Source organism: Brevibacterium sediminis (assembly GCF_013623905.1).
GTDB lineage: Bacteria > Actinomycetota > Actinomycetes > Actinomycetales > Brevibacteriaceae > Brevibacterium > Brevibacterium sediminis.
In genome coordinates this window covers 45,168-59,670 of sequence record NZ_JABKDD010000010.1, presented here as the reverse complement: position 1 = coordinate 59,670, position 14,503 = coordinate 45,168, and the positions used below count along the sequence as shown (strand labels likewise).

General features: G+C 65.8%; 11 protein-coding genes. 4 read left to right on the top strand and 7 right to left on the bottom strand.

The annotated features are described in order from the left end of the window. Window positions 1-7 precede the first annotated feature (7 nt). Together HK108_RS13450 and HK108_RS13445 are read right to left on the bottom strand one after the other, a co-directional pair. Window positions 8-1,282 carry an FAD-binding oxidoreductase gene (locus tag HK108_RS13450; RefSeq protein ID WP_181271870.1) on the bottom strand — a complete coding sequence of 425 codons (1,275 nt, stop codon included), beginning with the start codon at window positions 1,280-1,282 and terminating at the stop codon, window positions 8-10. After that, complete coding sequence (locus HK108_RS13445) at window positions 1,279-2,640, bottom strand: aromatic ring-hydroxylating oxygenase subunit alpha (RefSeq protein WP_258233346.1); 1,362 nt, start codon at window positions 2,638-2,640, stop codon at window positions 1,279-1,281. The genes HK108_RS13450 and HK108_RS13445 overlap by 4 nt, the downstream gene beginning before the upstream one ends. A gap of 152 nt (window positions 2,641-2,792) precedes the next feature. On the opposite strand from HK108_RS13445, the gene HK108_RS13440 reads away from it, so the two are divergent. Next, entirely contained in the window at window positions 2,793-3,719 is a 927-nt protein-coding gene (locus tag HK108_RS13440; protein ID WP_181271869.1) for a LysR family transcriptional regulator, read from the top strand. Here the strand turns inward: HK108_RS13440 and HK108_RS13435 are convergent. Then, window positions 3,655-4,047, bottom strand: a complete 393-nt coding sequence (locus HK108_RS13435) for a hypothetical protein (RefSeq protein ID WP_181271868.1) — start codon at window positions 4,045-4,047, stop codon at window positions 3,655-3,657. The genes HK108_RS13440 and HK108_RS13435 overlap by 65 nt on opposite strands. A gap of 100 nt (window positions 4,048-4,147) precedes the next feature. Here HK108_RS13435 and HK108_RS13430 point away from each other — a divergent pair, with 100 nt between their 5' ends. Further along, entirely contained in the window at window positions 4,148-5,566 is a 1,419-nt protein-coding gene (locus tag HK108_RS13430; protein ID WP_229664142.1) for an APC family permease, read from the top strand. Window positions 5,567-5,633: 67 nt separating this feature from the next. Here HK108_RS13430 and HK108_RS18925 read toward each other — a convergent pair whose 3' ends face one another. Beyond that, window positions 5,634-6,602 carry a flagellar basal body-associated FliL family protein gene (locus tag HK108_RS18925; RefSeq protein WP_229664141.1) on the bottom strand — a complete coding sequence of 323 codons (969 nt, stop codon included), beginning with the start codon at window positions 6,600-6,602 and terminating at the stop codon, window positions 5,634-5,636. Window positions 6,603-6,775: 173 nt separating this feature from the next. Between HK108_RS18925 and HK108_RS13420 the strand changes: the two genes are divergently transcribed. Then, on the top strand, window positions 6,776-9,880 hold the full coding sequence (locus tag HK108_RS13420) for a hypothetical protein (RefSeq protein ID WP_229664140.1): 3,105 nt from the start codon (window positions 6,776-6,778) through the stop codon (window positions 9,878-9,880). 34 nt (window positions 9,881-9,914) lie between these two features. Here HK108_RS13420 and dsdA read toward each other — a convergent pair whose 3' ends face one another. Both dsdA and HK108_RS13410 read right to left on the bottom strand, forming a co-directional pair. Beyond that, the gene (gene dsdA, locus HK108_RS13415) at window positions 9,915-11,270 is read right to left on the bottom strand and encodes a D-serine ammonia-lyase (RefSeq protein WP_181271867.1); all 1,356 of its coding nucleotides are present in this window, start codon (window positions 11,268-11,270) and stop codon (window positions 9,915-9,917) included. A gap of 31 nt (window positions 11,271-11,301) precedes the next feature. Beyond that, window positions 11,302-12,282, bottom strand: a complete 981-nt coding sequence (locus tag HK108_RS13410) for an ABC transporter substrate-binding protein (RefSeq protein WP_181271866.1) — start codon at window positions 12,280-12,282, stop codon at window positions 11,302-11,304. A gap of 221 nt (window positions 12,283-12,503) precedes the next feature. On the opposite strand from HK108_RS13410, the gene HK108_RS13405 reads away from it, so the two are divergent. Next, entirely contained in the window at window positions 12,504-13,517 is a 1,014-nt protein-coding gene (locus HK108_RS13405) for a siderophore-interacting protein (RefSeq protein ID WP_181271865.1), read from the top strand. On the opposite strand, the gene HK108_RS13400 is transcribed toward HK108_RS13405, so the two are convergent. Continuing rightward, complete coding sequence (locus HK108_RS13400) at window positions 13,496-14,410, bottom strand: DMT family transporter (protein ID WP_181271864.1); 915 nt, start codon at window positions 14,408-14,410, stop codon at window positions 13,496-13,498. The two genes, HK108_RS13405 and HK108_RS13400, sit on opposite strands and share 22 nt — an antisense overlap. Window positions 14,411-14,503 lie beyond the last annotated feature (93 nt).

The following is a 14,503-nucleotide window of genomic DNA, read 5'->3' as shown; positions in this document are numbered from 1 at the left end:
AGGCAGCTCACCTGTCGACGACGATGTCGGTCAGCGGAGTCGAGCAGCAGGGCAGGAACTTTCCTGCGGCGATCTCCTTCGGACGGATTCCGCCCGCATGCTTCATCTCGACTTCGCCGCTGATGAGCACAGACTTGCAGGTTCCGCACGCGCCTTCCGAGCAGGATGAGGGCACGGACAATCCGGCGTCCAGAGCAGAGTCTAGGACGGTCGTGGACTCATCGCAGTCGACCACGCGCCCGGAGACCGCGAACTCGACGACGTGGCTCACTCCAGTACCGCCGACGACGCCGACTCCGGCAGCTTTGGCTCTCGCACCGGCCTTGGCCAAACGATCGGCAGGTGAAGTGGCGAAGACGAACGACTCCTCATGCATCCGCGCCGATGCCACCCCCGCCTCGGCGAGCAGGGGCCGCACCGCGTCCATGTACGGACCCGGCCCGCACACGAAGGCTTCGCGGTCGGCCGCGTCGGGGACCACCTCGGCGAGGGTGGACGCATCGATCCGACCCCGCCGACCGGCCCACGTCTCCACCTCGGAATCCCTGGAGCACAGGATGGTGACGCTGACTCCGGCGACCTCGGCGAGCTGTTCGAGCTCGGCGCGGAAGATGATGTCGAGCGGAGTCGAGGCGCTGTGGACGAAGACGATGTCGGTGCCGAACCCTCCCTGTCGGGCCAGCAGGCTGCGCACCATCGACATGATCGGGGTGATTCCGGAGCCGGCGGAGAGGAAGAGGTGACGTTCGGCCTGATGGAAGCTCGTGCTGAACAGCCCGTAGGGTCCGTCCACGTGCAGCCGATCGCCGACCCGCACGTTGTCATGCAGATGGGTCGATACCGCTCCCCCGGCCACGCGCTTGACCGTGATGGTGAAGATGTTCGTGCCGAAGGGCGCCGAGGAGATCGAGTAGCAGCGCTCGAGGCCGAGCTCGGGGATGCGCATCGTCACGTACTGACCCGGGGCGAAATCGACCGCGGTCATCCATCCCGCCCGCAGCTCGAAGGTCTTGACATCGTGGGTCACCTGGGTGATGCCGGTGACCTCGACGGGGCCGGTGAGCAGTTCGGGATCGAGCTGAAGTTCGGCGAGCACGGGGCCAGCTGATTCTGCCGGCACCCGGTCGACCGACGCGGCGAGCGCGGGCTCGACTGCCGTATCGAAGACCGGCGGGGCAGCGGCCGCGGTTGCGGGTCGACTGCCCCGAGTGGGCACTCGGAACGTCGCCTTGCCCACGGGCGCGGATGCAGCCTGGGCGAATGTCGAATGGCGGTACCTCATCGTCGCTCAGCTCCTTCCAACTGCACGGTTCGCTGTTCTCTATGGGCCTTGAGCCGTTCGATGTACCAGGTGACGAAGTCGTCGACCTGCGATTCGGTGGGTGCGTAGGGGCCCGGCACGTACGCCGGCGACGAGATTCCCAGGTGCCCGCGTTCGCAGAAGGTCGCGTCCTGTTCGTTCGTCTTGAGCCACACCGTCGTGAGGTTGTCGAGGTCGTAGTCGACGCCCTCCTCCGCATCGGCGTGGACGAGCCAGGTCGTGCGCACCAGCGTCTTGTCCTCGGCCAACGGCAGCAGGCTGAACGTCACCACGTGGTCGCCCATCGCGTGGAACCACATATTCGGCTGCACGTGCAGCGAGGCCCGGCCCAGAACGAAGGTGTCGAGGTCGCCCAATAATTTCGCCGAGGCGGCCGATCCGTCCATCGTGTACGACTCGCCCTTTCCGTCGAGAGCTGCCCGTTCGATCCGGAATCCGGTGGGCCGTCCGCTCAGCTCCTCGACGAGGGCATACGGCAGGCCGTTGCGGTCGCAGTCGGCATGAAGCTGATCCTCGGCGTCGAGGTACCGCTGGTACGCCGGCTGCAATCGCTTCGGAATCTCGTCTGGTTCGTAGCCGTAGGTGGGGAAGAACGTGCACGTCAGCTCCGGGTGGCCAGCTTCGCAGTGGTAGCACTCGCGGTTGTTCTCCATGACGAGCTTCCAGTTCGAGTCCTCTATGAGGTCACTCTGCGCAGCTACCTTCGTCCCGGCGATGTCATGCCCGGTCAGGTAGGGCTCGATGACCTCGGCCACCTCGTCGATGTCATCGGGCGGGGTGGGGCTGAGGCAGATGAAGATGAGCCCGCCGATGACGCGGAGGTTCACCGAGCGCAGAGAGAAGCAGCTCCGGTCGAAGCCGGGAGCTTGAACGCCTGCAGAGATGAGCTCTCCGGCAGGGGTGTAGGTCCATTGGTGGTAACCGCACACGATGTTGCCGACCGATCCGGACAGGTCACCCAGCAGCCGAGTCCCCCGGTGACGGCACACATTGTGGTGGGCACGGATCTCACCGTCGTCATCGCGGATGACGATGACGGAGTAGGCTCCGATGTCGACCGTGAGATAGTCACCGGGCTCGGGCACTTCGGCAGCAGAGGCAACGAAGATCCAGGTCGAGGCGAAGATCGCCTCGATATCGCGGGAGAAGAACTCCGGGCTGATGTAGAACGGCGCCGCCAGCGAATAGCCGGGCACACGTTCGTCGATGAGCCGGTCGATATCGGTCCTGCCGTGCCCGCCCGATCCGGCAGCCGCACCCGACCCAGCGGGTCCGCTCGTGCTGGAATCGGTCCGCTTCTGCTCTGGCGCCAGAGTCAATTCGTCCACCACCTCGTCGTGTCTCGGCCGCGCCTGCTGTCGGCCCCTTCGCCGACCGCGACCGTGGAGTTCGTGCTCCTGCCCCCAGTGTCCACCAGAGGTTTGCTGAAGAAAAGCGAATCTTCTTCATCCGAAACGTGCAATACTATTGCATGATCGATCCGCGTCTCCACGTCCTTCGGGTCCTTGCCGAAGTCGGCACTCTCACCGAGGCGGCACACCGCCTCGGATACACCCCTTCGGCCGTATCCCACCAGCTCAGAGGCCTGTCGAAAGATCTCGGCGTGCGCATCGTCGAACCGCGCGGTCGCGGACTCGTCCTCACCCGCGCCGGTCAGCTCCTCCTCGAGCGCTCTCAGGAGCTCTTCACCAGGTGGGAGGAGATCCGAGGCGAGCTCGACGGCCTCGGCACCAGTCGAGATACGCGCACCAGACGGCTGCGACTGTGCGGCTTCTCCACTGCCGCGGCCGCCCTGCTTCCACCGACAGCCCTGACGGTAATGGAGCGATTCCCGGGCGCCGAGGTCACGATCATCGAAGCCGACCCCGAGGAGTGCTTCGACCTTCTCATCTCCGACCATGCCGACGTCGCCGTGGTCGTGGCCACCGACCCGCTGCCGCCGCGCAGCGATCCCCGCTTCGAGCAGTCGGCACTGTTCAGCGATCGCCTCGATCTGCTGGTTCCCGTCGGACACCGCCTGGCAGAGAAGTCAGCTGTGGCGTTGAGCGAGGCCGCCGAGGAGTCCTGGATCCTCGACCGGGCGGGTTCACCGTATCACCGTCTGGTGCGCACGGCGTGTGCGGCTGCCGGTTTCCAACCGGGACAGGCCCATCAGTCTCGGGAGTGGGAGACGGGTGCGTCGTTGGTCTCGGCGGGACTCGGGGTCGCGCTCATTCCTCGCCTGGCACGCCTGCCGGACGGCTTCGATGTGGTGCGCGTGCCGCTGCGCGGTGATCCGGTGCCGTCACGGAAGATCCTCTCGGGCATCCGCCGCGGTTCGGGCGCTCAGCCGATCATCGCCTCGGCGTTGGAGGTCCTCCGGGAGTCTGCTGAAACGGCGGCCCACCAGGAGGCCTGACCATCCGGACCTGCGGTCGCATTCGACGCCGCTTCCGCGCGACGACGGTGGTGAGGACGATCCCGGCGATCAGCACCAGAACGGAAACCACGGCCACAACGAAACCGGTGATGAAGAAGCCGGAGGCGAAATCGTCGAAGGCGTCGACGTTGCCGCCGCCTCCGAGGAGGAACAGGAACATCGGGATGACGAGGATGCACAGCCCCACCCCGAGACCGAGGACTCCGGCGATGATGAGGAGGATTCCCGGCACCACGGACGGTTTCTTCGCAGGCACACCTCCCGACGGGAACCCACCGGGCTGGATCATCTGCGGGTGATGCGTCATCCGGGCCTCCTTCCTCTCCCCCGATCCTATCGGGGACTCGAAACCACGCCATGACCTGCGCGTAGAGTTGAAGCACATACTTCGAAAGACGGGCACCACGATGGACGATATGACCGCCGATGATCGGTCCAACCAGGTCGACAACGAAACTCGGACTTCCGCACCCGAGGACACGGCCGCCTCGGTGAGAGGTGGGACGCTCAAACGGACGATCGGCCTGAGCGAGCTCGTCTTCTTCGGACTCGTCTTCATCGGTCCCGCGGCCGCAGTCGGCGTATTCGGCACCCTCGATGCCCGCTCGGGCGGGGCCGTGGCACTCGTCTACATCGTCGCGACGATCGTCATGGCCTTCACCGCGGTCAGCTATATGCGCATGTCACGGGAGGTTCCCCGCGCGGGCACGGTGTTCGCCTACGCCTCGGCGGGAATCGGAAAACCGGCCGGTTTCGTCGCCGGCTGGATGATCCTCCTCGACTATCTCTTCATCCCCTCGGTCGCCTATCTGTTCACCGGGATCGCTCTGAACTCGATCTTCCCCGCGCTGCCCGTCTGGGTGTTCGTGGCCGTGGCCGTCATCCTCACCACCGGGCTCAATCTCGCCGGGGTCAAGGTCGCCTCCCGCGTGATCACCGGGGTCGTCCTCGCCGAGGTGGCCGTCCTCGCCCTGGTCCTCGTCCTCGGCATCGCCTACCTCGTCCAGCATGGGCCGACGCGGGGATGGTTGACCCCGCTGACCGGGGTCGATGCGTTCTCCGTGACAGCGGTGCTCGCTGCCGTGTCCGTGGCTGTCCTGTCGTATCTCGGCTTCGATTCGCTCGCCACATTCTCCGAGGAGGCCAAGGGCGGGCCGCGGATCGTCGGCCGTGCCACGCTGATCTGCCTCGTGCTCGCAGGTGTCTTCTTCGTCGCGCAGACCTGGGTGGGCAGTCTGCTCTCACCGTTGACTCCGGCGAACCTGCAGGCCGATCCCGCGCTCGAGGGAGCCGCCTACTACGACGCCGTCGACTCGACTCTCGGCCCGTGGCTGCACTGGCTGCTCGCCTTGGCCAAGGCCGTGGGCGCGGCGTTCTCCGCGATGATCGGTCAGGCCGCAGGCTCCCGCATCCTCATGGACATGGGACGATCCCGTCAGGTGCCGAAATTCCTCGCCGAGGTGGCCCCGAAGACCGGTGTTCCGTGGAAGGGAATACTCGTGGCCGCCGGCGGCAATGTGATCGTGGCCGGGTGGGCGGCGACCCGTGCCGATGGTCTCGACCAGCTGACCTCGATCGTCAACGTCGGGGCGCTGACGGCGTTCATCTTCCTTCAGGCCTCGGTGGTCGGATACTTCCTCGTGAAGAAGCAGGGCAGCGAGACTCCCAACTGGTTCAACCACGGCGTCATTCCGGTCATCGGCGCCGGTCTGCTCATCGCAGTGCTCGTCAGCGCAAACCCGCTGGCCCTGGTCATCGGGGCGGTCTGGCTCGTCATCGGCATTGCCGTGTTCGCGGTGAACAACCGGCGGCGCGCCCACGCCTGAGCCGGTCCGGCGGCCCATCATTCAGCCGCCGGTTGCGGGTGTGACCGGACGGACCGGCTCGGGAGTCTCAGTCCTGCAGGCGGGTCGTTCCGTCGTGGCCGCCGGAGGTGTTGAGCTGTTTGGCATAGCAGCTGTCGGGGCCGAGACCGTGCGATGAGCACCAGGACAGGGCGTCTTCGGGATCGTCGTAGCCGATGCCGACGACGGTGACCCAGAAGTTGTCTTCCTTGAAGCTGTTGAAATCACCGGACCAGAGGAGCTTCACACGGGGGAACTCTTCGCGCAGTCCTTCGAATTCCTCGAGGATCGATTCTTCGTCCCAGGTCTTCCCTTCGGCTTCGAGTCCGACTCGCTTTGAGCTCAGCTGCGGCACCCATTTGCCGTTGAGTTCACTCTTCGCTGTCTGCCCGTCGGTGTCAGCGAGCTGTTTGAGTGCCTTCTTCGGGTCATCCGGGAGTGCAGATTCTGCCTCGGTGGGTTCGGGCGCTGAGCTGGCTGTGGCCAATCCGTCAGCACTGGCGGCGTCCGTCGGCTCATCGGTGGAGGCGACATTGGCGGGGTCCTCGGAGTCCTTCGAGAAGAACGTCGCCGCTCCCCATCCGATGCCTCCGGCGAGGACGATGCCGACGATGACAAGGAGCGCGATCAGCCCGCCGCGCTTCTTCTGTGCAGGCGGTCCGGCCTGCTGATACGGTCCCGGACCGTAGCCCTGGGGCGGTTGGTAGGCGGGCTGTCCGGGCTGCTGATGCATTCCAGCGGCGGCAGCTGGGCCGCCGACAGGGAAGGCTTGGGCGCCCTGGCCTTGGGAGGGTCCGCTCTGCTGGTGGGGAGGCTGACCGTTGCGGTGAGGCGGTCCGCTCTGCGAGTGCGGGGTCTGGATATAGGGACGCTGCGGCTGAGGTGACTGAGGCGGCGGCGGAGGTGTGCCCCATCCATTGCCCGGCTGGGATCCGGGCTGCGAGGACCATTGACTTCCCGACCGGTCGTTGACGTCCCATTCGTTCTCATCCCCACGCCCGGGAGGGTTCGTACTCATCCGTCACTCCAGATCGATCACGCCGTATTTCAGAAAAAGTCCCAATATAGAACTTCTCTTGCATTAACAGCCTAATATAAGTTGTGAACTACACATGCTTGATCTGCTCAGTTGATTGTTTAGATGTGAATGACATTGCGGAGCTGTCGGGCAACTGCACTTGAGGACTGGGTATGCACGACGAATCCGACGAGACGACACCGACCGCTGCCGAGGATCCGAAGGATCAGACCGCCGAGGACCAGGAGAGTCCCGAAGACGAGGTTCCGGACGCCGCCGAGACCTCGGATGATCCTGCAGCTCAGGATTCTGAGGCCACCGAGGAGACCGCTCGCTGGGCGCCGCCGGAAGACGGCACGCCCACCACCGAGCAGACAGTCGACCCCTACCAACAAGCCCCCTACCAGCAGACGCCCTATCAGCAGGTGCCTTATCAGCAACGCCCTCACCAGCAGGGCCCCTACCAGTCCGGTCCTGTGCCCTACCCCGCACCACCGGGCTACCCGGCGAATGCCCCGAAGTCGAAATTCGCCTCGGCGCTGGCAAAGGGAGCGACGTGGAAAACGGCCCTGATCCCGCCGGGGATCGCCCTCCTCGGCGGCATCATCGTCTCCATCATCCTCACCGTCATCCTCACGTCGATGTCGGAATTCGACTCGCTGACCGAGGAGACCGGCCTCAACCTCGACAGCCTCAACTACGCCCTGCCGTTCATCCTCATGGCTCTGTCGCTGTTCGGTTCGGCGGCGTTGCGCTTGGACATCAACGCCCCTGACACCTTCAACGCCCAACTGGGCATCTTCACCACCGGCGCACCCCTGGTGGTCACCATCGTCACCGTGGGTCTGCTGTGGTGGATGACGAAATTGAGCGAACGCCGCTCCCCCGCACCCAACCGAATGTCCACGTGGATCCGCATCGGGGTCGCGACCCTGGCGATGACGCTCGTGCTCTTCCTCCTCCAGGTCATCTTCGCCGCCCGCGCCTCCGCCTTCGAAGAGGAAGGATCGTTCACCTTCACCTTCTCGGCGGTCACCATCCGATCGTTCTTCCTGCCGATGCTCGTCATCCTCATCACGAGCATCGCCGGTCGTGTCGCCGGACATTTCAAGGGCACCGAGGCGATCGGTGCACCGTTCCTGCGCTGGGCTGTTCCGCCTCTGCTGGTGACCTGGATCCACCTCGCCCTCACCGTGGCCGTGTTCTCGATCGTCGCGCTCTTCGTCCTGCCGCTGTCAGTCGAGATGCCGGGTCAGCTGGTGCCGCTGACGTTCGTCAACATGGGCCTCATCCTCACGTCGCTGACCCACCTCGGCGGAATCAGCGCCACCGCCCAAGGCGACTTGGGCTTGTACTCGGACACCTTCTCCGAGAGCCTCACCATGTTCAGCAGCGAGGCTCCCGGGCTGCTGTGGCTGGGCCTGCTCGTCGTCGTGGCCGCCGTGCTGATCGCAACGATCGTCGCCACCGTCACCCGGCGTCCGGCCTGGACCGTGATCGAGCAGGACAAGCAGCAGTGGTCGAGCGCGTGGAAGCTGCCTGTGGCGTTCTGCCTCGTCTGGGGTCTGCTGTCGCTGTTGGCCATCCCCGCGAACCTGTCGATGTCCGGATCCGCCGAGGCGGCCATGTTCTTCGGCGGTTCCGGTGCGGCCCGTGCGGGGATCGGCCCCCTTGCCTGGACGTTCCTCATCTTCGCCCTCTGGGGCGGGATCATCGAGGTGCTTTCGCGCACCCTCGGCCCGCGACTCGCCCTCACCTTCCCGGCCGTGGCGCGGATCGCCGCCGGACGGACCGTGCACCCGCACTGGGGACCATACCTGGGCATGAGCGAACCGCAGTTCGCGTTCATCCATCCCGATCTGGCTCGAGCCGCCGCCCCGACGCCACCGCCGGTTGCTCCCGGCCCCGGCGAAGTCGGACCGCACGACCCTGGCGGGTTCGGACCGCAGGGACCTGTCGGCCATCAGGGCCCGCCCGCATCGCCGAATGCGTTCGACTCGCAGGGCCAGCCGCCCCATCTCCAGCAGGGTCCGCAGCAGTTCTCTGGTCCGGTCGGTCCGCAGCAGCATCCGACCCCGTCCGACCAGCAGCCTTATGCCTACCCGCAGGGTGTCGCCGACCAGCCGGCCTATTCGACGCCGCAGGGCTCAGCCGGGCAGCAGTCAAACTCGGCTCCGCAGGGAATGTATGCGCCGCAGCCGTACGCGGGCCCGGCCAAGCCCTTCGACAAGAAGAAGACGACGCTCGTATCGGTCGTCGCCGGTGGTGCCGTCCTCCTCCTTGTGGCCGCACTCATCGTCGTCACCCAGCTCAACGGGCACATGTTCGGTCCCGAGGCGACGGTGGAGAAGTACTTCTCGGAGCTCTCCGACGGTGACGCCGAGGGTGCCCTCGAGGTCGCCGACGTCGACGTTCCGCAGGAGTCACGGACCCTTTTGACCAACGATGTCCTCGGCGGCTCCAAGGCACTGCCCGACGATGTCACCGTCGAGGATGCCGAGATCTCCGGAGACACGGCGACGGTCGCGGTCACCTACGACGTCGGCGGCTCCAAGGGCGACAGCACGCTGACCCTGCACAAAGCCGGAAAGAAGGCGCTGTTCTTCGACGACTGGGCGCTCAAGAGTCCCGACCTGCTCACTCTCACCGTCGACACTCCCGGCCTCAAAAAGGTCAAGGTCAATGGGATCGACGTCGACAGCGACGGGTCGACACTGTCCCTGCCGGCCTTCCCCGGTCTCTACACGATCGACCTGGCCGAGAAGTCCGATCTCATCACCGCAGACGCGGTCGAGGTGCGGGCGTTCCTCGGCGATGACCCGAACATGGAGGGTGAGGACACGCCGCTGCTCGCCGCCCATCCCTCGGACGCGTTCCGCAGCGAGGTCGACAAACAGGTCAAGACCCTCATCGACAGCTGCGCGAAGAAGACGGTCGCCCAGCCCGACGGGTGCCCGTTCGGATCCTCGCTGGCCGACAGCTATGACGCCACCGGCCTCACCTGGTCGATCTCGTCGTATCCGACGGTGACCGTCGCCGATGACTCCATGGGTGCCGACCAGTATTCGAACCCCGAGGACGCGACCGGTCCGAACGGCGGTCCGGCGTGGCTGATCTCCTCCGACACCTCCGGTGAGGCGCTCGTGACCGGCAGCTACGACATGTTCGACGAGTCCGAACCCTTCGATGACACCGTGACCTTCGACCTCAACGGCACGGCCGAGATCGTCGACGGCAAGATCGTCATCACCGTCAACGACGACCCATGGGACTGGTGACCGAGGCAGCGTGACCCGGCCCGGGGCACGCCGTTCAGTCGACGAAGATCGCCGAGGCGGGGCTGCTGATCCGTTTGACGAGTCCCAGTCCTTCGTCAACGTAGGCGGCGCGTTCGTCGCCGGGGACCATCGCCCCACCGGTGAGCCACACGAGGTGGACGCCGGTCGCGGACCGAGCCGCCGCGTCGCCCATCCGCCACGGAATGGTCAGCCCGGCGGTAGCGGAGGGTTCGACATCGATGCCTTCGGTCTCATGGAGCACCCCGACTCCCGCGCGGATGACCTCGTCGGGAACCGCGGCGAAGCCGGAGATGAGCGGCCCGATCATCGGTCCGATGAAGCGTGAGGGGCGGGCGACCGCCAGCCCGTCGGCCGCGGTGGCTCCGGACAGCCCGATGTCCTGAACGGAGATGCCGCTGTGCCGATCGGAGCGCACGCCGAGGAACATCGCCGGTGCCTGGCTCGGTCCGACGAAGACGCAGCGCACGGCAGTGCCGAAGACCCGTTTGAGCCCGAAGGTCACTCCCCCGGGGCCGCCTCCGATTCCGCACGGCAGGTAGACGGTGAGCGGATTCTGTTCGTCGATGGTCACACCTGCGGCCGCGAACTGGCGCTCCAGCCGCAGGGCAGCCACCGAATATCCGGCGAAGAGGCTCTTCGAGTCCTCGTCGTCGACGAAGTGCGTGTTTTCGGCGGCCTCGGCCGAGGCACGGCCGGCCTCGACGGCTTCGACGAAGTCGCCGGCATGTTCGATGACGTCGACCCCGTGGTCGCGCAGCATCGTCTTCTTCCATTCCCTGGCGTCGGCTGACATATGCACCGAGGCGGCGAATCCGAGGCGAGCGCTCAGGATCCCGATCGACAGCCCGAGGTTGCCCGTCGAACCGACGACGATGCGGTGGTTCGCGGCGATCGCACGAAACTCAAGAGTCGAATAGGTGGCGGGATCAAGAGCCTCGAGCCCGTGCTCGGCGGCGACCGCCTCGGCGAATTCGAGCACCTCGTGGAAGCCGCCGCGGGCCTTGATCGACCCGCTCACCGGCAGGGAGTCGTCGCGTTTGAGCCACAGGCGTCCGCCCAGCTCGGATCCGAACAGACCGTCGAGGCAATGCTGCGCCGCAGGCGCCGGAACCAGAGCCGATTCGATCATTCCGCCGCTGACGTCTGGAAACGCCGATGCGAGCTCGGCTGGAACGGTCGCCGTCTCCGGGAAGGTCTCTGCGAACCAGGGGGCGAAGCGGTCGAACCGGGCCGCCGCGAAATCCATCACGTCGCCGAGGTCGGGCAGGGCCGCCTCGGTGGGGGTGGAGCGGAGCCATGTGGTCGGGGCACCCGATGCGAGGGATCGGATGATCTCGTCGGTGCTGAGTTCGTCAGGCAGGTCGGTCATGCACCGATCGTAGCCCGGCGGGGTGCGGGCCTCAGCTCTTGACGATCTTCTTCGCGGATTCGAGGACGTCGCCGAGTTCGTTCAGCCATTTCGCGTAGCCGTCATAGGTGTAGGCGCGTTTGTCGTCCCAGGTGCCGAGCTGGTCCTCCTTGACTGCGGGCAGGCTCTTGTACACCGGGTTGTCTTCGTAGTCGGTCGAGGCGTCGTGGACGAGGACGACGTCGGCCGGGTAGTCCGACATCTTCTCCCAGGAGACTTCTGCCCAACTGCTCTCTCCTGTGGCGTCGGGGCCGACGAGGGTGAGCCCGTCCTCGTTGAGCATCTCGGCGATGCCCAAGGAGTTCGAGGTGTAGTTGATCTCCGCGGTGAAGTTCGCCAGCAGCACTGTCAGCTGGTCCTGCTTCTTCGCCACGCTGCGGATGCGTGCCCGAGCGTCGTCGAAGGCCTTCCGCTTGTCCGCGATGGCGCCGGTGTCCGTGTCCTTGCCCAGCGCCTCGGCGATGGCCGCGTACTGAGCGAACATCGCGTCGGGACCCTGCCCGCCGAGTTTGACCGGGACGAACGGCACGAGCTCGCTGACCTGGCCTTTCACCTTCTCGTCCCACCAGGTCCACCCGTCGCCGGCCTCATTGCCGTAGGCGACGAGGATGTCCGGCTCGGCAACCGCGAGGGCCTCGATATCGAGTTCCATATCGGTGCCGACGACCTCGACTCCTTCCGAGTCGAAGGACTTGCCCGGGGACTCGTTCTGTCCGAACCCGAAGACCGCGACCGGCGTGATTCCGTACTGCGCGAGTCCGGCTGCCGAATAGAAGTCCGCGGCGATGCGCTTCGCCGGGCGGTCGAGTTCGATCGTCAGCCCGTCATAGCCTTCGGGCGAATACGTGAAGTTCGGGACGCTGCCCGCAGTGCCGGTAGCGCCGTCACCCGCATCGCCATCGGCTTCGCCGCGGCAGCCGACGAGGGCGAACGGGGCGAGAACGGACAGGGCAAGGAGCTGACGACGACGCATCGAGAGCCTTTCGGTGGGCGTCCCCGCAGGGACGGAACTGGTGCGCCTGTAGTGACGCCGGGACCACCGTAGCACTATTTGGAAAGGCTAGCCTTACTAAATTAGAGTAGAGTAGCGTTGCGGATGTTGACATATCCACGACAGCTGCACACACGAACACAACGCGTCCCCGCGGGGACGCCCTCACGGCCACATGGTCCTGGGGATGCGAAGGAGAATCAGTGTCACGAGCCCCCATCGGTGCCTTCGAAGCAGAGGTCCTCGCCGTCGAAGACCTCAGCCCGTCATTCCGTCGGGTGACTTTCGGGGGTGCGGGACTCGAGGAATTCGGCCCGAACACCCACCCTCGTGATCTGCGGATCAAACTCGTCATCCCTCCTCAGCGTGCCGCTGCGCCGCAGTTCGATCTGCCGGCATTCCTCACCGAGCAGGAAGCCGCTGGAGTGTCTTGGTACCAGGCCTGGCTGCAGGTCAGCCCCGAGGAGCGCGGCGCGATGCGCACCTACACCGTGCGCGAATGGGACGATGCCAAGCGCAGACTCGTCATCGACATGGTCCTCCACACCGATGAGCACGGCCACTCGGGTCCGGCGGCCGAGTGGGCCGAAGCCGCCGAGGTGGGCCACCGCCTCCATATCATCGGCCCCTCCCGTGCCTCGGAGACTCCGTGCGCCGGGATCGAGTTCGCCCCGGGAGATGCCCACCAGATCCTGCTCGCCGGCGACGAGACGGCTGTGCCCGCCATCGCCTCGATCCTCGATTCGCTCAAGGACAGCCAGGCGCAGGGCAAGGCCGTTCTCGAAGTCCCGAGCGCCGAGGACATCATCGATATCAACGCGCCCACCGGCTTCGAGATCGAATGGCTGTCGCGCGGGGAGGCCGACTTCGGTCAGCTCCTCGAACCTGCCGTCCGCGAGGCGGTGCGGTCGGAGACCCGGATCCCCGTCGGAGCCGGAGCGGCAGGCTCGGCCGGCGGGCCGGATGGTCAGGTCCGGGAACTCGACGATGTCAACATCGACGAAGAGATCCTCTGGGACGTTCCCGCGGCCCTCACCGAGGCGGCTCAAGGCAGTTCGAGTGCGACGGAGAAGGATGACCGCCCCTTCTATGCCTGGATCGCCGGAGAGGCCGGACCGGTCAAGCGTCTGCGCCGCTACCTCGTCCAGGAAGTCGGGGTCGACCGCAAGCAGATCGCATTCATGGGCTACTGGCGTCAGGGCAAGGCCGAGGGCTGATCCGGCGACCGTCGCAGAGCTCCGATGATCTGCGGCCCGATCGCGGCAGCCGCCCCGGCCAGGCAGAGCACACCGCCCACTGCGGCCAGCGGAGGCGGGACCTCTCCGAGAACGATCCAGGCCATCACGACGACTATCGCGGGGACGAGGAGACTCGAAGAGCTGAGCAGACCTGCCGGCAGATGCTTGAGCGCATATCCCCAGAGGTTGAAGGCGATAGCGGTCGGTACGACTCCCAGGTAGATGATCTGCAGCGTCATCTCGATGGGTGCCGTGGCCACCTCGTCGATGAGGCCGGGGGCGAAGACGAGACTGACGAGTGCGCCGATGAGGATTCCCATCCAGGTCACGGTCACCGAGTCCTCTCCGGACAGGAAGTGCTTCTGCAGCAGCACGCAGGCGGCGTAGAGCACTGCGGCGACGAGACTGAGGACGAGACCGCCGACGGTGAAGAAGCCGGTGAAGCTGGCTGCCGTGATCAGCCCGATTCCGAGCAGAGAGACGATGATGCCGATGAGCAGGCGCTTCGGCAGCCCTTCTCCGAAGACGAGGCCGGCGAAGACGGCGATGATCAGCGGTGCGATATTGACGATCATCGAGGCGGTTCCGGCATCGATCGACCGTTCCGCAGCGTTGAGGACGACGACGTAGGCAGAGAACCAGGCGACTCCCCACAGGACGAGAATCAGCCAGACGACCTTGCCGGAGGGGAATCGGGGGCGGCGGAAGAGCATCCACGCGGAGAGCACCACAGCCGCGGACGCGCCGCGCAGCAGCGCCATCGGACCAGGTGAGAAGAATTCGCCGGCATCGCGGATGACGACGAATGATGACGCCCAGAACGTCATGGTGAGCAGGGCAGCGATCCAGGGCAGGACGCGGGGCGCTGTCATCTGGTGAGGATTCGGACTCGCGACTCGAGGACTGAGGGCTGATCTGTTCATAGGAACGATTATTCGTCGCATGATCGTGAAAGAAAAGCGCAC

What these genes read in the sequence shown, in the direction of transcription:
- HK108_RS13450 (WP_181271870.1), bottom strand. Translation starts at nt 1,282, where the DNA reads ATGAGGTACCGCCATTCGACATTCGCCCAGGCTGCATCCGCGCCCGTG.
- HK108_RS13440 (WP_181271869.1), top strand. Translation starts at nt 2,793, where the DNA reads ATGATCGATCCGCGTCTCCACGTCCTTCGGGTCCTTGCCGAAGTCGGC.
- HK108_RS13435 (WP_181271868.1), bottom strand. Translation starts at nt 4,047, where the DNA reads ATGACGCATCACCCGCAGATGATCCAGCCCGGTGGGTTCCCGTCGGGA.
- HK108_RS13430 (WP_229664142.1), top strand. Translation starts at nt 4,148, where the DNA reads ATGGACGATATGACCGCCGATGATCGGTCCAACCAGGTCGACAACGAA.
- HK108_RS18925 (WP_229664141.1), bottom strand. Translation starts at nt 6,602, where the DNA reads ATGAGTACGAACCCTCCCGGGCGTGGGGATGAGAACGAATGGGACGTC.
- HK108_RS13420 (WP_229664140.1), top strand. Translation starts at nt 6,776, where the DNA reads ATGCACGACGAATCCGACGAGACGACACCGACCGCTGCCGAGGATCCG.
- dsdA (WP_181271867.1), bottom strand. Translation starts at nt 11,270, where the DNA reads ATGACCGACCTGCCTGACGAACTCAGCACCGACGAGATCATCCGATCC.
- HK108_RS13410 (WP_181271866.1), bottom strand. Translation starts at nt 12,282, where the DNA reads ATGCGTCGTCGTCAGCTCCTTGCCCTGTCCGTTCTCGCCCCGTTCGCC.
- HK108_RS13400 (WP_181271864.1), bottom strand. Translation starts at nt 14,410, where the DNA reads ATGACAGCGCCCCGCGTCCTGCCCTGGATCGCTGCCCTGCTCACCATG.